This is a genomic window from Saccharopolyspora cebuensis (genome assembly GCF_039542665.1).
In the GTDB taxonomy this organism is placed as follows: Bacteria; Actinomycetota; Actinomycetes; order Mycobacteriales; family Pseudonocardiaceae; genus Saccharopolyspora; species Saccharopolyspora cebuensis.
Genome location: NZ_BAABII010000020.1, coordinates 63,023 through 79,435, shown reverse-complemented (window position 1 = coordinate 79,435; position 16,413 = coordinate 63,023). Strand labels below are relative to the sequence as shown.

The following is a 16,413-nucleotide window of genomic DNA, read 5'->3' as shown; positions in this document are numbered from 1 at the left end:
GCCCGGTCGGCCCGCTCCCGTCGGCGGTGCTCAGGTCCCGAGGTGGGCGTCCAGCAGGTCGTTGCGGAACTTGCCCTCCGGGTCGAACTCGGCGACCAGCGCGGCGAAATCCGACCAGCGCGGGTAGCGCTCGCGCACCACGTCGGGCGGGATCGACGAGACCTTGCCCCAGTGCGGGCGGGCGCCCAGCGGCAGCAGCGCCGCCTCGATCTCCGGCAGCACCGCCCGCACCGCCGCCGGGTCGGGATGCCAGGTGAAGTGCAGGCCCACCACGTCCTGCCCGCGGCTCGGGCTCAACCAGAGCTCCTCGGCGGCGACCGTGCGCACCTCGGAGATCTGGACCACCGGGGCGATCCGCTCGCCCAGCGCGAGCAGCCGCGCGCACGCCTCCGGGGCCGCCGCGCGCGGCACGAAGTACTCGGACTGCAGCTCGGCGCCGGTGCTCGGGACCGCCTCGCCGCGGAAGTGCGGGAGCCGCGCGTGCCAGGCGCCCACCACCCCGAGCTGCTCGGTGCAGCCGTCCGCGAGCCCGCCGGGCACCGGGTGCCGCGGCGCGTCGGCCAGGGTCGCGCCGAGCCATTCCCGCTGCGCGGCGGGATCGTCGGTGGCGTGCGCCTTGACCCAGATCGCCGCGTCCGGACCGCGCCAGTCGGTGAAGGCGCTGACGCTGTAGGCGAGGCCGAAGACCGCGTCGAAGTCCTCGCCGAGGCGGCGCAGCGGGAAGCCGGTGTAGACGTGCTGGCGGACCTCGAAGGCGGGGACCACGTCCAGCAACAGCGCGGTCACCACGCCGAGCGCGCCGAGCGATACCACGGCCCCGTCGAAACCGGGATCGCCCCGCCGCAGCGCGACGAATTCGCCGTCGGCGCGCACCAGGTCGACCCCGGCCACCACCCCGGCCAGCGTCCGGTTCCGGTCCCCGGAGCCGTGGGTGCCGGTGGCGCAGGCGCCCGCGACGGTGATGTGCGGCAGCGAGGCGAGGTTGTGCAGGGCGAGCCCCTCGGCGTGCAGCGCCTCGGCGAGCTCGCCGTAGCGCATCCCGGCGGGCACCGCGGCGGTCGTGCCGTCGATCCGGATCCGGTCCGGCAGGTCGGCCACCGACAGGTGCAGGCCGGGCGTGTCGGCGATGGTGTTGAACGAGTGCCCGCCGCCCACCGCCCGGACCCGTCCGGCGGCCGACACGAGCTCCTGCACCTGCTCCACCGAGGTGGGCCGCACCGAGCCCTCGGCCTTGAAGGTGACGTTCCCGGCCCAGTTGCGCGACATCGGCGACCTCCGGTGCGAGCGGTTCCGCCGATCAGCCTGGCGCCCGGGCGAGCGGATTTCAAGATCCCCGGGACGGACCGCCGCGCGACAGCGCTCAGGCCGTCGGCGGCGCGGGGTGCGCGAGCAGGCCGAAGTCGGGGTCCGGGCAGTCCGCGACCAGCGATCGCACCGCCTGCTGGGCGGCGGTGAGCGTCCGGTCGGTGCGCCACCACAGCGCCACCTCCCGGCCGCGGGGGACGTCGTCGATCGGGATGAGCCGGACCCCGCCGGTGTTCGCGGTGGTCATCGCCAGCGCGTTGGTGACCCCGATGGCCATGCCGGTGCGCACCAGGGCGATCAGCGTTTGCGGCTGGTTGGTCCGGAACACCACCTCGGGGACCAGGCCCGCCTGCTCGAACACCAGGTGGGCCTCGTAGTGCCCGGGGCGGCCCGAGTTGTCGCCGATGGTGATCAACTGCTCGGCGGCCAGCTCCGCCAGGCTCATCGAGCGCACCCGCGGCGCGCGTTCGGCGCTGACCACCGCGACCAGCGGTTCCCGCCACAGCGGATCGCAGGTCAGCACGCCGGTGGGCGCCACCGGCAGCACCGGCCGGACCGCGAAGTCCACCTCGCCCGCGATCAGCGCGGCCTCCAGCTCCAGCGTGCTGCCCTCCCACGGGACGACCTCCACGCCGGGGAACCGCTCGGCGATGCGCGGCAGCAGCAGTGGGAGCAGGTGCGCGGCGGCGCTCGGGTAGGCGCCGAGCCGGACCCGGCCGCGCAACCGCCTGCTGGCCTGACCGGCCTCCTCGGTGGCCGCCCGCAGGTGCCGCAGGATGCCGCGCGCGTGCGGCAGCAGCGCCCGGCCCTCGGCGGTGAGCGCCACCGGGTGCTGGGAGCGGTCGAACAACCGCACCCCCAGCGCCCGTTCCAGCTCCGCGACGTGGGTGCTGATCCGCGACTGGGACCGGTACAGCGCCTGCGCCGCGGCGGAGAACCCGCCGTGCTCGACGACCGAGACGAAGCTGATGAACCAGTCGAGGCGGTAGCGGTAGGCGTCGTTGGCCCTCACCGCCACCACCCCGAACGGCACGTTCCTGAGCGCATCCGCCTCACCCGCCCGGTCGGTTCCCGCATCGCGCACGATGATGACACCAGGGGGCGACGGCCGAGCGCATCAGCCGAACAGGTTGCCGATCTGCTGCTGGACGGTGAGCACCGCCAGCGTGCCGAACAGCACGATCGACCAGATCAGCGCGACCAGCCGGACGCCGCGGATCCGGATCGGCGCGGGCAGCATCCTGCGGTTGATCGCGATGAGCAGGCCGGAGTAGATGAACATCATCACCCCGCCGGTGCAGGCCGCGATGGTGGCCAGCACGATGGGCTGGTCGAGCCCGACGAGGATGACCACCGCACCGATCAGCACCAGGCCCCACACCAGGCCCGCGTAGATCTTGCTTTCCGAGGCGTCGGGGAAGTACGTCGTCTTGAGCACGTCGGCGGCGAGCCTGCTGGTGTAGTCGACGATGCCCAGCGCGGCGGCGAACAGCGACACCGCCCCGATGATCCAGAAGAAGTAGCCGAACCACCCGCCGGCCATCTCCATCAGCCGCTCGCCCTCGACCCGGAGGAACGACACGTCCTCGGAGAGCCCGGGCGTGCCGTACACCGTGGCGTAGGCCAGCAGCGACATGAACATGATGGACAGGAACGAGATCCCGACGAAGGTCAGCAGTTGCTCGCGGTTGGCGAAGCGCCACCAGCCCTTCCAGCGGGACAGGTTCTCCTCGGTGGGCGGGAAGATGAACCCGGCCTGGCCGCGGGACTCCAGCTCACCGGTCAGCGGCGAGACGATCTTGGGCACGTGCTTGCCCATGCCGAAGCCCTTGTCCCGGATCCAGTTGCTCTGCACCAGGTTCTGCCCGCCACCGGCACCGGCGAAGGCCAGCGCGCCCAGCAGCACCGCGAAGCCCAGCTCGGCTGCCGGGAACCCCGCGTCGGTCACGATCGTCGGCACGGCCGCCCAGGTCCGGGCGCCGAGCACGAACAACGCGCCGATCAGGATCAGCAGCAGCAGCGCCGCCACCTTGAGCATCTCGGCCCGCTCCAGCGCCGTGTAGACCGCGGGCGCGAGGGTGAGGATCAGCCCGACGAGCAGCAGGATCACCACCGCGGTGATCGCGGCGCTGCCGCCCACCACGTAGGTGATCAAGGTGGCCGAACTGGTCGCCCACGCCGGCCAGATGTTGGCGAAGTAGGCCATGATCGCGAAGACCAGGCCCCAGTGCTTCCACAGCCGGGAGAAGCCGGTGACCGCGGTCTCGCCGGTGGCCAGCGTGTACCGCTCGATCTCCATGTTGAGGAAGTACTGCGTGACCAGCCCCAGGAGGGCGGCCCACACGAAGGTCAGCCCCACCTGCGAGGTGATGTAGGGGAACAGGATGAACTCGCCGCTGGCCATGCCGACGCCGGCCGCGACGATCCCCGGGCCGATGTAGCGCCACTGCTTGACCGGCGGCGCGGGCAGGTCGCAGACCTGCGGGCTCGGGATGTGCTTGCTGGGGAACGCTTTCGACGGGTCGGCGACGTCCGCGCCATCGCGGTTGTTCGGGACCATCCACGTGCCTCTTCTGCTCTGGTGCGCGGGGCCGGTGGCGGCGGGACCGCCGTCGTGCGCCCGGCACAGCTCGATCGTGCTGGTGGACCGGTCGGCGGACCGGTCCGGCCAAGGTAAGTCATGAGGTCGGTGGCGGCGGAAAACGTGACCATCTCGTCATGCTGGCTGAACAGTCCTTAATGGACCGGAGCGTCGTCCGCACCGATCGGATCGCGGACCAGGAAGGCGTAGCTGAGCGCGGCGAGGATCGCGATGGCACCGGCGCTCAGCAGCGCCAGCACGAACGATCCCGTGCGCTCCACGATGATCCCGGTGATCAGCGGGGCGAACGCGCCGCCGAAGTAGCCGCCGAAGTTCTGCAGGCTGCCCAGCGACGCGGTGATCCGCTCGGTGCCCACCGTGCTGGCCAGCGACCAGGCGCCCGAGCTCGCGGAGTTGATGAAGAACTGGGCCAGCGAGAGGCACAGCAGCGCCAGCGCCGTGCTCGGGACCAGCGCGACCGGCACCGTGCACAGGCCGCCGACCAGCAGCCCGGTGCAGATCGGGATCTTGCGGGCCAGCATCGTCGGCACTCCCCGGCGCATCAGCAGATCGCCCACCCCGCCCCCGGCCAGCATCCCGAGGGTGCCCGCCAGGTACGGCACGATCAGCGCGACACCGGTCTGCGCCAGGCTGAGCCCGCGCTCGCCCTCGAGGTAGGCGGGCAACCAGGTGAGGTAGAGGTAGACGGAGTAGATCACCCCGGAGAAGCCCAGGATCATGCCCCAGGTGGAGCGGTGCCGCAGCAGCCCGGCCCACTCCCGCAGCGACACCGGCTCCGGGGCCGCATCGACGCCCTCCTCGTCGGACCGGGGGCGATCGCGGTAGACGGCGAACCACACCAGCGCCAGCACGATGCCCGCCACCCCGGCGATGACGAACATGGCGCGCCAGCCGTAGCTCAGCATCAACCAGGTCAGCAGCGGCGGCCCGATCGCCGGGGCCAGCGTGGAGGCGGTGTTGAAGATGCCGATCGGGGTGCCGCGCGATTCCTTCGGGTACCAGGTGGCGACGACCTTGGCACCGCCCGGGAACGCGGGCGCCTCGCCGAGGCCGAGGAACACCCGCGCCACCAGCATCTGCTTGACGTTGGCGGCCAGACCGGCCGCCGCCTGGGCGATCGACCACAGCAGCAGACCCCCGCCGAGCACCCGGCGCGGGCCGAAGCGGTCCAGCAGCCCGCCCGCCGGGAGCTGGCCGAACGCGTAGGCCCAGGAGAACACCGAGAGCAGGAGCCCCATCTCGGCGGGCCCGATGCCGAACTCCTCCTGCACGCTGCTGTTGGCGATGGCCAGCGTGCTGCGGTCGATGTAGTTGACGATGCCGATGAGCACCAGCAGGACCAGCAGCGTGGTGCGCATCCGCCGGACACCGCGAGGCGGTCTGGTCATCTCGTCCTCCGCCCGGGGCGGTGGTCGCCGGATCCTCGCGGACGGGCGGTTCCGCCGCCCAGCGGCGGCCCCGCGCCCCCGTCGATCACGGGCGTCGACGATAGGCAGCGGGTTTCGCCCCGGTGAAGCCCCGGTTTCGCATGGCGGGCATCCGCCGCGCGGATCAGCCCCGGTCGACGGCCCGCCGGGCACGATCCCGCAACCGCTCGGCCGCGGTGGCGTCCTCGTCGAGCTCGGCCAGCCGCTGCTCGACCTCGGCCAGCTCCGCCCGCAGCTCGTCGCGACGCCGCCGCGCCTCGCCGCGCTCGTCGTCGATCCGCCGCACCTCCTGCTCGGCGGCCTCCAGCCGGTCGGCGGCCTCCCGGTCCCGGCGTCCCGCCGCCTCGTCCCGCCCGGTCGAGGAAGGCGCGGGCGTCGATCGCCGGGGCGGTGAGCCGGTGGCCTCGGTGCCGCCGCGGGCCCGCCGCTTCCCGCGGCGCCGCACGGGGCGCTCGGAGCGCTCGGACTCGCCGCGCCGGATCGCTTCCGCGGCGAGCTCGTCGATCCCGAAACCGCTGTACTCCAGCGGCTTGTCGAGCGTGCCCGCCAGCACCGAGCGCGCCGAGTCGGGATCCGACAGCGCCGCGGTGAAGGTGTTCTCGACCTGCTCCCGGGCGGCGTCGCCGAGCGGATGTCCCGCGTCGGCCGCACGGCGGGCCGCGGCCTCGGTGAGCTCGGCGAGCAGCCGGGAGCGCTCGTCGGTCAGGGCGCGCAGCCGCTCGGCGTCCAGCTCGCGCTGCGCGCCGCGCATCCGGTCGCCGAGCTCGGAGAGCCGCTCCAGCGGGCTGTCCCGGTCGGTGGCGAGCAGGTCGACCGCCCACGCCGCGGTGGTGGGCTTGCGCAGCTTGCGGATCGCCCGGGCCAACCGGTCCTCGCCGCGCTCCTTCGCCTCGGCGGCGCGGGCGTCCCGGCGCCGGACGAACTCGCCCGGGTCGGCGCGGTACAGGTCGCGCGCCACGTCCCCCAACTCCACCGCGCCACGGTGCCACGGCCCGAGCGCCCCCGCCCGGTCGTGCGGCCACCTGGGGCGTGCGTCGTACGGTCCGGGCATCCGGCACACCCCCACGTGCCGGTGCACCGAACCGGCGCCCGCCCCTCGTCGTGCCTCTCGGGCGCGGTTCTCATCTAAACAGCCGGTGACCTGCACTGTCAACGGGCGATTACACGTGGTATCACTATGAGGCGGCATTCGTTGACAGTCGCGCGGGGGGCGGTAGAGGACATGGCGACCACCGGAACGTTCGCGGAACGGCTCAAACGGCTCATCGACTCGGTGCACCCGCCCGATCGCGGCCCCTACAGCTACCGCGAGATCGAGGCGGGCATCAAGGACCACCCGGGCGCGATGACGGCCGCCCACGTCCAGCAGCTCGCCACCGGCAAGCAGCCCAACCCGCGCAAGCACAACATCGAGGCGCTCGCGGCGTTCTTCGGCGTGCCGGTCGGGTACTTCTTCGACGCCGGGATCGCCCGCGAGGTCGACGCCGAGATCAGCAGCATCATCGACTGGCGCAACACCGAGGAGGGCGCCCTGGCGCAGCGGCTCAACGCGCTGAGCCCGGCGCACCGCAACGCCGTCTCGGCGATGATCGACCACCTCGCCGAGTACGAGGCGCAGCCCCGCGACCAGCGACGGCGGCGGAAGGCCGACGGAGCGGGGTGAGAGGATGGGGGCCGTGACCGCGCCGGCCCCGTGGTGCGTCCGGCTGGTCCCCGTTCCGGCCCGGCACCAGGAGGCGAGCGCACCGGTGGAGTGGACCGAGCTGCGGGCCCGCTGCCGACCGCGGGTGGACGAGCTGCTGCGCACCGTCGGGCTGCCCGACCCGTGGGACGTCGACGCGTTCCTCGACCGGCTGGAGCGGGCTCGCGGCAGGCAGATCGACCTGTGCGCGATGGCGTGGACCGTCGGCGAGAGCACCGGCGGGTGGCAGCGGCGCGCCGACCACGACATCATCGTCTACCCGGACAACACCACCTCGCTGCACCAGGACCACATCATCCTGCACGAGGTCGGGCACCTGGTCTCCCAGCACGCCGGGCGCTGCGTGCTCTCGCTGCGGGAGGCGCAGCGCCGGGCCCCGAGCCTGCACCCGGCCGCGTTCGCGCACCTGCTGGACCGGCTCACGTTGGAAGCCGAGGAGCACGAGGCCGAGACGATCGCGACCATGCTGCTCGCCCGGATCGGCCGCCAGCTCCGGCGGGACCACCGCCCGGCGCCGCCGGACGCGCCCACGGCGGCGGCGCTCGGCAGGTTGACGTCCACCTTCGACGAGCCCTGAGCGCCGGCCCGCGGGCGCTGAGCCGACCCGGGCGCGAGCACCTCCGGGCCACCCGCGAGAGTGGAGCCGACGATCGAGCTCTGCGAACTGGTGGACGAATGGCCAGCCTCTTCCTGCTGACCGCCGGGTTCCTCGCCGTCGTGCTCGCGGCGCTGCGGTGGTACCGCGCCCGCGCGCACCTGACGCCCGGCACCCGGTACCTGTGCGCCGCGGTGGCCTTCGTGGGCCTGTCCGCGGCCTTGGCGTCCCCGGCGGCGCTGGCCGTCACGATCCGCGTCGAGCCGTTCCCCGGCGCGGCCCGGTTGTTGGCCAACGGCCTGGCGATGGCCTCGGCGTGGTGCGTGCACGGCCTGCTGGTCAACCTGGTCGCCGAACCCGCGGCGGCACGGCGGGCGGTGCGCCGCCAGCTCCTGCTGCTGGTGGCGTGGCTGCTCGCGATGACCGCGCTGCTGGCCTCGGCGCCGATCGAGTCCGGCCCCGACTTCGTCGCGGAGTTCGCCGGTGAACCCCAGGTGGTCGGCTACGTGCTGCTGTTCAGCGGCTACATCGCCTGGAGCCTGGGGAACTTCCTCCGGCTCATCCAGCACTACCGCCGCTTCAGCGACCGGCCCCGGCTGCGGTGGGGCCTGGTGATCGCGCAGGTCGGCACCGGCGTCGGGGTGGCGTGGGCGGTGTGGAAGAGCTCCGCGGCCGTCGTGGTGTTCGCGACCGGGACGCGGCTGGTGCTGGAAGGACCGGTCTCGGCGGCGCTGTCGGCCGGGTGCGTGGCGCTGATCGCCGTCGGGGTGACCCTGCCGACCTGGCTGCCCCCGCTGACCGCACCGCTGCGCTGGGCGGGCCGCTACCGCGCCCACCGCGACCTGGCCCCGTTGTGGAGCGCGCTGCGCGCGGCGATGCCGCAGCTCGGCGGCGGTGACGAGGGCGGGCCGCTGGAGTGGCGCCTGACCCGGCGCCTGGTGGAGGTCCGGGACGGCCTGCTGCTGCTCGCGCCCTACCGCGCCGACCTCGACGCCGAGCTGCGGGACTGCCCCGACCCCGCGGTGCGCGAGGCCGCCCGGATCGCCGCCGCGCTGGCGGCGCTGACCGGCGGCGCCGACCCGCGTCCCGACCCGCCGCTGCCGCCGACCGGGCAGGACGGCGGCGCGGCGGCCGAGATGGCGTGGCTGCGCCGGGTGTCCCGCGCCTATCGGACCTCACCGGTGGTGCGTCCCTACCGACCCGTGGAGGAGTCCCGATGATCCGCACCGCGCGGGTGCTCAGCGAGGTGCTGGCGCCCTGGGTGATCGTGCTGCTGCTGCCCTCGGCGGTGGCCTGGCAGGCGACCCGCTCCGCGCCGCTCGCCCTCGGCTGGGGCCTGTGGGTGGCGCTGACCAGCAGCCTGCTGCCGATGGCGGTGATCGTCCGGGGCGCCCGGCGGGGCCGGTGGGACGGCCACCACGTGCGCAACCGGGAGGGCAGGCTGATCCCGTTCCTGGTGCTGCTGGTCTCCAGCACCACCGGGTTGGCGGTGCTGGTGCTGGCGAGCGCGCCCGCCGCGCTGATCGCGCTGGACGTCGCGATGATCGCCTGCCTGGTGGTGACCGGCCTGATCACGACCCGCTGGAAGGTGTCGATGCACACCGCCGTCGCCGGCGGTGCGGTGGTGATCCTGGCGATCGCCGTGGGGCCGGTCCTGTGGTGGCTCGCCCCGCTGGTGGCGGCGATCGGTTGGTCCCGGGTCCGGCTCGGCGACCACACCCCGGCGCAGGTGGCGGTCGGGGCGCTGACCGGAGCGGCGGTCGGCGGCGGGGTCTTCGCCCTGTTCTGAACGCCGCGCGCGGAATCCCGTCCCGGGGACCGGCGTTGCTCCCGGTATGACGATCCGGCTGTCGGTGCTCGACCGCTCGCACACCCGGCGCGGGGTACCGGCGCCGGAAGCGCTGCGGGAGACCGTGGAGTTCGCCCGCGCGGCCGAGGAGGCCGGTTACCACCGGTTCTGGGTGGCCGAGCACCACAGCGTCCCCGGCATCGCCGGGGCGGCCCCCGCCGTGCTGGCCACCGCGGTGGCGGGCGCGACCTCGCGGATCCGGGTGGGCACCGGCGGGGTGATGCTGCCCAACCACGCACCGCTGGTGGTGGCCGAGCAGTTCGGCGTGCTCGGCTCGCTGTTCCCGGGCCGGATCGACCTGGGCCTGGGCCGTTCGGTCGGCTTCACCAGCGGTATCCGCCGCGCGCTCGGCCGGGGCACCGACGCCGCCGAGGACTACCCGGCGCAGGTGGCCGAGCTGCTCGGCTACTTCACCGGTGCGCAGCGGGTGCACCCCGGGGTGCGCGCCGTCGCGGCGCAGGGGCAGCGCCCGGAGCCGTTCCTGCTGGCCACCGGCTCGGGCGCGGATCACGCCGCCGATCTCGGCCTGCCGGTGGTGGTCGTCGCGGCCCACGGCGAGGAGCGCCTGCTGGAGACGATCCGCCGCTACCGCGCCCGGTTCCGCCCGTCGCCGTGGGCGGATTCCCCGCACGTGGTGCTGGCGCGCTCGATCGCGGTGGCCGACACCGCCGAGCTCGCCGAGGACCTGCTGGTGCCCGAAGCCTGGGCCGGGGTGCACTCCCGCAGGCACGGGGAGTTCCCCCCGCTGGAGCCGCCGGAGGCGATCCGTTCGCTCTCGATGACCGACCGCGAACGGCACCAGTTCGAGCGGGCCCTGCGGGGCCACCTGTTCGGCACCGAACGCGAGGTCGCCCTCGGGCTGGAGGAACTGGTGGAGCGCACCGGGGCCGACGAGGTGCTGGTCACCACCAGCGGGTACGACCAGCGGCAGCGCCGCGACTCCTACCGCAGGCTGGCGGCGCTGGTGGGGTAAGTCGCCGGAAAAACCCGTTGCGGCCGCCTGGCAGGATCAGCGCGTGGGGTTCCTCGAGGCATCAGCGCTGTCGTACCGGCTCGGCGACGGGCGGGAGTTGTTCCGCGACGTGTCGTTCCGCGTCGGCGCGGGGCACGTCGTGGCGCTGGTCGGCGACAACGGCGCGGGGAAGACGACCCTGCTGCGGATCGCCGCAGGCGAGCTGCGCCCGGAATCCGGCGCGGCCACCGGGCAGGGCGGGATCGCGGTGATGCCGCAGTTCATCGGCTCGGTGCGGGACGGCAGCACGGTGCGCGACCTGCTGCTGACCACCGCGTCGCCGGCGCTGCGCCGGACGGCCGCCGAGCTCGACGACGTCGAGCTGCGGTTGATGGACACCGACGACGAGGCCACCCAGCTCCGCTACGCGCAGGCGCTGGCGGACTGGGGCGAGCACGGCGGTTACGAGGCCGAGGTGCTGTGGGACGCGGTGACCACCGAGGCGCTCGGCGTGCCCTACGACCGGGCGAAGTTCCGCGACGTCACCACCCTGTCCGGGGGCGAGCAGAAGCGCCTGGTGCTCGAAGCGCTGTTCCGGGGCACCGCGGGCGTCCTGCTGCTGGACGAGCCGGACAACTACCTCGACGTGCCCGGCAAGCGGTGGCTGGAGGAGCGGCTCGCCGAGACCGGCAAGGCGGTGCTGCTGATCAGCCACGACCGCGAGCTGCTGGCCACCGCCGCGACGCACCTGGTGACGTTGGAGGGCGGCACCGCGTGGGTGCACGGCGGCGGGTTCGGCACCTGGCACGAGGCGCGGCAGGCCCGTCGGGAGCGGCTGGCCGAACTGCGGCGCCGCTGGGACGACAAGCACCAGCAGCTCAAGGAGCTCGTCCGGTCCTTGCAGCGGGCCGCGACGATGAGCGACGAGATGGCCTCCCGGTACCGCGCGGCGCAGACCCGGCTGCGCAAGTTCGAGGAGGCCGGGGCTCCCCCGCCACCGCCCAAGGAGCAGCGGCTCTCCCCCCGGCTGCGCGGCGGCCGGACCGGGGTCCGCGCCATCACCTGCGAGGACCTCGAGCTCAGCGGCCTGATGCGCCCGTTCGACCTGGAGGTGTTCTTCGGCGACCGGGTCTGCGCGCTGGGCTCCAACGGCTCCGGCAAGAGCCACTTCCTGCGGCTGCTCGACGACGCGGACTCGGTGGCCCACACCGGTCGCTGCAAGCTCGGCGCCCGGATCGTGCCCGGCCTGTTCGCGCAGACCCACGACCACCCGGAGTTCGCCGGGCGCACCCTGCTCGACGTGCTGGGCCGCGGCTCGGGCACCCGCGAGGGGAAGGACCGCGGCGCGGCGACGAGCGCGCTGAGCCGCTACGGGCTGGCCGCCTCGGCCGAGCAGCGCTTCGACACCCTCTCCGGCGGTCAGCAGGCCCGGTTCCAGGTGCTGCTGCTGGAGCTCTCCGGCGCGACGCTGCTGCTGCTCGACGAGCCGACCGACAACCTCGACCTCGCCTCCGCCGAGGCGTTGCAGGAAGCGCTCGCCGAGTTCACCGGCACGGTCGTGGCCGTCACCCACGACCGCTGGTTCGCGCGGTCCTTCGACCGCTACCTGGTTTTCCGCTCGGACGGCTCGGTCGTCGAGGCCGACGAACCGGTCTGGGACGAGCGGCGGGTGCAGCGCGCCCGCTGACCACGGCCGCGGGCGGTTGCCGCGGCCCTCGCGAGCGTGATCTGGTGGCCGGGACGGGGTCGGAGCGGAGATCGGGGTGGACGAGGTGCCGGAGGTGTCCGCCGCGGTGTTGCGCGGTCGGCTGCGCGAATGCGACCGGCTGCTCCCGCGTCCGGGCTCGGTGCCGCCGGGTGACCGCCCCGTCGTGCCGTGGGCGGAGTTCTGCGACCCGGCGGGCCCGTGGTTGCGCGGCTGCGCCGAGGAGTGGCAGCGGCGCGGCGGCTTCCGGCACCACCGCGCCGGGTTGGTGCTCGTCGCGTTCCGGTTCGGCTGGCTGGCCTGCTGCGCCACGGTCCCGGAGTACCACTTGGGCGCGCCGGTGCCCGCGCTGAGCGGGCTGCGGGTCGTGGTCGGCCCCGACGGTCGGCTCTCGGCGCTGGTGCCCGGCGACGAACACGTCGCGGCACCGGAACCGGCGTCGTGGTGGCGGAGCGTCGCGGCGGCGTTCCGGCCGCTGGCCGGGGCGCTGCACGCCCTCGGCGGACCGCGACCGGGCAGCCACGAGTACTGGGGGAACCCGGTCGGCGGGCTGGGGACCGTGCTGTGGCGGTTGCAGCGGGCCGGGATGCCGGGCGATGCGCAGGCCACCGCCCGCGCGCTGCGCGCGGCGACCGGGCGGGCCGAGCTGCTCGACCTCGACGCGGACCGGGAGCCGTGGGTGCGCCGCCGCACCTGCTGCCAGTGGTGGCGGCGGGAAGGCGGCGGCTGGTGCGCGGAGTGCGTGCTGTGGGATTCGGCGGCCCGTCAGCGCTGAGCCAGCGCGGCCCGGGTCTGCCGGGCGATCTCCAGGTCCTCGCGGGCCCGCACCACGGCGATGCCGACCGCCGATCCCGCGCCGGTGAGGTCGGCGTCGCCGTCGGCGTCCTCGTTCGCGGTGCGGTCCACCCGCACGTCGAGGAACGCCAGGGCGTCGGCGACCGCCGCGCGGACCTGCGGGGTGTGCTCGCCGACGCCACCGGTGAGCACCAGCACGTCCAGCCCGCCGAGCACCGCGACCATCGCCCCGGCGTGCCGGATCAGGGCGTGCAGGTAGACGCCGTAGGCCAGCGCGGCGTCGGCGTCCCCGGCGCCGCGGGCGGCGAGCACGTCGCGCAGGTCACCGGAGGTGCCGGAGAGCCCGGCCAGCCCGCCCCGGGTGGCCAGCGCCTCGAACACCTCGCCCGGGTTCTGGCCGCGCGAGGTGATCAGCCAGCCGAGCAGGCCCGGGTCGACCGAACCGCTGCGGCTGTTCATCACCAGGCCCTCCTCCGGCGTGAAGCCCATCGTGGTGTCCACGCACCCGCCCGCCCGCACCGCGGCCATCGACGCCCCGGCACCGAGGTGGCAGCTCAGCACCCGGGACTCCGCCGCGCGCCTGCCGGTGAGCTCGCAGCCGCGCGCCACCGCGTGCCCGTGCGACAAGCCGTGGAATCCGTAGCGGCGCAGCGACCACCGCTCGTTCCACTCCCGCGGGACCGCGTAGGTCGCGGCGGCCGGCGGGAGTCCGCTGTGGAACGCGGTGTCCACGCACACCACCGAGGGCAGCTCCGGCACCGCCTCCCGCACCGCGCGCAACCCGGCCAGCGCGCGCGGCTGGTGCAGCGGGGCGAGGTCGGTCAGCGAGGAGAGGTAGTCCACCAGGTCGTCGTCGACGACGGTCGCCCGGGTGATCCGGCCGCCGTGCACGACGCGGTGGCCCACCGCGTCCGCGCCGTGCTCGTCGAGGAACCGGCCGATCGGCGCCGCGCTGCCGTCCCACCGCTGCTCGGTCCGCTCCGCGACCAGGTCGTCACCGTCGAGCAGGGCGAGCTTGAGGCTGCTCGACCCGGCGTTGACCGCGAGCACCCGCATCAGGACCGCCACACCCAGTCGCGCACCTCGGGCAGGTCCTCGCCGTGCGTGGTGACGTAGTGCCGGTGCTCGATCAGCCGCGACTTCAGCGCCTCCCGGGCGTAGGCGGCGCGCGAACCCAGCCGGGGCACCCGGTCGATCACGTCGATGGCCAGGTGGAAGCGGTCGAGCTGGTTGAGCACGCACATGTCGAACGGCGTCGTGGTGGTGCCCTCCTCCTTGTAGCCGCGCACGTGGATGTTGCCGTGGTTGCGCCGCCGGTAGGTCAACCGGTGGATCAGCCACGGATACCCGTGGTAGGCGAAGATCACCGGCCGGTCGAGGGTGAACAGGCTGTCGAACTCCGCGTCGGAGAGCCCGTGCGGGTGCTCCCGCTCGTCCTGCAACCGCATCAGGTCGACCACGTTGACGACCCTGATCCGCAGGTCCGGGAACTCCGCGCGCAACCGCTGCACCGCCGCCAGCGTCTCCATCGTCGGCACGTCGCCCGCGCAGGCCATCACCACGTCCGGCTCGCCGTCCTGGTCGTTGCTGGCCCAGTCCCAGATCCCGATCCCCTTGGTGCAGTGCACGACGGCGGCGTCCACGTCGAGGTACTGCGGCGCGAGGTTCTTGCCCGCCACCACGACGTTGACGTACTGGCGGCTGCGCAGGCAGTGGTCGGTCACCGCGAGCAGCGTGTTGGTGTCCGGCGGCAGGTACACGCGCACCATCTCGGCCTTCTTGTTCACCACGTGGTCGATGAAACCCGGGTCCTGGTGCGAGAAGCCGTTGTGGTCCTGGCGCCACACGTGCGAGGTCAGCAGGTAGTTCAGCGACGCGATGGGCGGTCGCCAGTCCAGCCGGTTGGTCACCTTCAGCCACTTGACGTGCTGGTTGACCATCGAGTCCACCAGGTGCGCGAACGCCTCGTAGCTGGAGAAGAAGCCGTGCCTGCCGGTGAGCAGGTAGCCCTCCAGCCAGCCCTGGCAGGTGTGCTCGGACAGGATCTCCATCACCCGCCCGTCGGGTGCCAGCGCCGCGTCGTCGCCCTCGGCGGTCTCGGCGACCCAGGTGCGCCCGGTGGCCTCCAGGATCGCGCCGAGCCGGTTGGAGTTGTTCTCGTCCGGCGCGAACACCCGGAAGTTGCGCTCCTCGGCGCTGCGCCGCATCACGTCGCGGAGGTAGCCGCCGAGCACCTTGGTCGCCTCGCCCTGGGTGGTGGCCGGCTGCGGCACCGGCACCGCGTAATCCCGGAAGTCCGGCAGCCGCAGGCCGCGCAGCAGCGTCCCGCCGTTGGAGTGCGGGTTGGCGCCCATCCGCCGCTGCCCCACCGGGTTCTGCTCCCGGATGCGCTGCGCCGGTGCACCACCGGACTCGAACAGCGCCTCCGGTCCGTAGCCGCGCAGCCACTCCTCCAGCTCCGCGAGGTGCCCGGGATCCCCGCGCGGATCGCTGATCGGCACCTGGTGCGAACGCCAGGAACCGGCCACCCGCTTGCCGTCCACGGTGTCCGGTCCGGTCCAGCCCTTCGGGGTCCGCAGCACGATCATCGGCCAGCGCGGCCGATCGGTGCGGCCGTCCCGGCGGGCGCGGCGCTGGATCGAGGCGATCTCGTCCAGGCAGCGATCCAGGGTCGCGGCGAACAGGTGGTGCATCGGCACCGGCGCCGAACCGGCGACCACGTGCGGCTCGTAGCCGAAACCGCGCAGCATCGACAGCAGCTCGTCCTCCGGGATCCGGTCGAAGACCGTGGGACTGGCGATCTTGAAGCCGTTGAGGTGCAGGATCGGCAGCACCGCGCCGTCGGTGACCGGGTCGAGGAACTTGGTGGAGTGCCAGCTCGCCGCCAGCGGGCCCGTCTCGGCCTCCCCGTCGCCGACCACGCACGGCACGACCAGGTCCGGGTTGTCGAAGACCGCGCCGAAGGCGTGCGACAGGGAGTAGCCGAGCTCGCCGCCCTCGTGGATCGAGCCGGGCGTCTCGGGCGCGACGTGGCTGGGGATCCCGCCGGGGAAGGAGAACTGGGTGAACAGCCTGCGCAGCCCCTCCTCGTCCTGGGCCACGTCCGGGTAGATCTCGCTGTAGGTGCCTTCCAGCCAGGTCGCGGCGACCACGCCCGGGCCGCCGTGCCCCGGCCCGATCAGGTACATCATGTCCAGGTCGCGGGTCCGGATCGCCCGGTTGAGGTGGGCGTAGACGAAGTTGATCCCCGGCGTGGTGCCCCAGTGCCCGAGCAGCCTCGGCTTGACGTGCTCGGCCCGGAGCGGTTCGCGCAGCAGCGGGTTGTCCATCAGGTAGATCTGGCCGACCGACAGGTAGTTGGCGGCCCGCCACCAGAGGTCGAGCCCGTCGGCCTCCTGCGCGTCCAGGTACTCGGTCGTCTCGGCCATCCGGCTGGCTCCTCAGCTCGACGTCACCCGTTCCAGCGTGGTGGGTGACCGCC

At 73.8% G+C, this 16,413-nt stretch carries 14 protein-coding genes; 7 read left to right on the top strand and 7 right to left on the bottom strand.

The window, feature by feature from the left end:
* Positions 1 to 30: 30 nt before the first annotated feature.
* The 5 genes from ABD976_RS27020 to ABD976_RS27000 all read right to left on the bottom strand — a co-directional run bounded on the left by ABD976_RS27020 (position 31) and on the right by ABD976_RS27000 (position 6,307).
* Entirely contained in the window at positions 31 to 1,266 is a 1,236-nt protein-coding gene (locus tag ABD976_RS27020) for an FAD-binding protein (RefSeq protein ID WP_345367901.1), read from the bottom strand.
* 94 nt (positions 1,267 to 1,360) lie between these two features.
* The gene (locus ABD976_RS27015; protein ID WP_345367900.1) at positions 1,361 to 2,317 is read right to left on the bottom strand and encodes a LysR family transcriptional regulator; all 957 of its coding nucleotides are present in this window, start codon (positions 2,315 to 2,317) and stop codon (positions 1,361 to 1,363) included.
* Positions 2,318 to 2,422: 105 nt separating this feature from the next.
* Entirely contained in the window at positions 2,423 to 3,865 is a 1,443-nt protein-coding gene (locus ABD976_RS27010; RefSeq protein WP_345367899.1) for an Nramp family divalent metal transporter, read from the bottom strand.
* 176 nt (positions 3,866 to 4,041) lie between these two features.
* A complete protein-coding gene (locus tag ABD976_RS27005; protein ID WP_345367898.1) occupies positions 4,042 to 5,295 on the bottom strand; it encodes an MFS transporter in 1,254 nt (417 codons plus the stop codon).
* Between the two features lie 163 nt (positions 5,296 to 5,458).
* Entirely contained in the window at positions 5,459 to 6,307 is an 849-nt protein-coding gene (locus tag ABD976_RS27000) for a hypothetical protein (protein ID WP_345367897.1), read from the bottom strand.
* A gap of 249 nt (positions 6,308 to 6,556) precedes the next feature.
* Here ABD976_RS27000 and ABD976_RS26995 point away from each other — a divergent pair, with 249 nt between their 5' ends.
* The 7 genes from ABD976_RS26995 (at position 6,557) to ABD976_RS26965 (ending at position 12,912) form a co-directional block, all read left to right on the top strand.
* Entirely contained in the window at positions 6,557 to 6,997 is a 441-nt protein-coding gene (locus ABD976_RS26995; RefSeq protein WP_345367896.1) for an XRE family transcriptional regulator, read from the top strand.
* Positions 6,998 to 7,010: 13 nt separating this feature from the next.
* Positions 7,011 to 7,613: a hypothetical protein gene (locus ABD976_RS26990; protein ID WP_345367895.1), complete on the top strand. Its 603-nt coding sequence runs from the start codon at positions 7,011 to 7,013 to the stop codon at positions 7,611 to 7,613.
* Between the two features lie 98 nt (positions 7,614 to 7,711).
* Positions 7,712 to 8,851, top strand: coding sequence for an MAB_1171c family putative transporter (locus ABD976_RS26985; RefSeq protein WP_345367894.1), 1,140 nt, complete (start codon positions 7,712 to 7,714; stop codon positions 8,849 to 8,851).
* On the top strand, positions 8,848 to 9,420 hold the full coding sequence (locus ABD976_RS26980) for a phosphatase PAP2 family protein (RefSeq protein WP_345367893.1): 573 nt from the start codon (positions 8,848 to 8,850) through the stop codon (positions 9,418 to 9,420). The genes ABD976_RS26985 and ABD976_RS26980 overlap by 4 nt, the downstream gene beginning before the upstream one ends.
* Positions 9,421 to 9,466: 46 nt before the next feature.
* The gene (locus tag ABD976_RS26975; protein WP_345367892.1) at positions 9,467 to 10,453 is read left to right on the top strand and encodes an LLM class flavin-dependent oxidoreductase; all 987 of its coding nucleotides are present in this window, start codon (positions 9,467 to 9,469) and stop codon (positions 10,451 to 10,453) included.
* Positions 10,454 to 10,496: 43 nt separating this feature from the next.
* Positions 10,497 to 12,119, top strand: a complete 1,623-nt coding sequence (locus tag ABD976_RS26970; protein WP_345367891.1) for an ABC-F family ATP-binding cassette domain-containing protein — start codon at positions 10,497 to 10,499, stop codon at positions 12,117 to 12,119.
* 76 nt (positions 12,120 to 12,195) lie between these two features.
* Positions 12,196 to 12,912, top strand: coding sequence for a hypothetical protein (locus ABD976_RS26965; RefSeq protein ID WP_345367890.1), 717 nt, complete (start codon positions 12,196 to 12,198; stop codon positions 12,910 to 12,912).
* On the opposite strand, the gene ABD976_RS26960 is transcribed toward ABD976_RS26965, so the two are convergent.
* Positions 12,903 to 14,000, bottom strand: coding sequence for an acetate/propionate family kinase (locus ABD976_RS26960; RefSeq protein WP_345367889.1), 1,098 nt, complete (start codon positions 13,998 to 14,000; stop codon positions 12,903 to 12,905). The two genes, ABD976_RS26965 and ABD976_RS26960, sit on opposite strands and share 10 nt — an antisense overlap.
* Entirely contained in the window at positions 13,988 to 16,360 is a 2,373-nt protein-coding gene (locus ABD976_RS26955; RefSeq protein ID WP_345367888.1) for a phosphoketolase family protein, read from the bottom strand. Before ABD976_RS26955 ends, ABD976_RS26960 begins: the two co-directional genes overlap by 13 nt.
* Positions 16,361 to 16,413 lie beyond the last annotated feature (53 nt).

Excerpts from the sequence above, each read along its gene's own strand:
- ABD976_RS27005 (WP_345367898.1), bottom strand. The coding sequence starts at position 5,295 with ATGACCAGACCGCCTCGCGGTGTCCGGCGGATGCGCACCACGCTGCTG.
- ABD976_RS27020 (WP_345367901.1), bottom strand. The coding sequence starts at position 1,266 with ATGTCGCGCAACTGGGCCGGGAACGTCACCTTCAAGGCCGAGGGCTCG.
- ABD976_RS26975 (WP_345367892.1), top strand. The coding sequence starts at position 9,467 with ATGACGATCCGGCTGTCGGTGCTCGACCGCTCGCACACCCGGCGCGGG.
- ABD976_RS26995 (WP_345367896.1), top strand. The coding sequence starts at position 6,557 with ATGGCGACCACCGGAACGTTCGCGGAACGGCTCAAACGGCTCATCGAC.
- ABD976_RS26985 (WP_345367894.1), top strand. The coding sequence starts at position 7,712 with ATGGCCAGCCTCTTCCTGCTGACCGCCGGGTTCCTCGCCGTCGTGCTC.
- ABD976_RS26955 (WP_345367888.1), bottom strand. The coding sequence starts at position 16,360 with ATGGCCGAGACGACCGAGTACCTGGACGCGCAGGAGGCCGACGGGCTC.
- ABD976_RS27010 (WP_345367899.1), bottom strand. The coding sequence starts at position 3,865 with ATGGTCCCGAACAACCGCGATGGCGCGGACGTCGCCGACCCGTCGAAA.
- ABD976_RS26980 (WP_345367893.1), top strand. The coding sequence starts at position 8,848 with ATGATCCGCACCGCGCGGGTGCTCAGCGAGGTGCTGGCGCCCTGGGTG.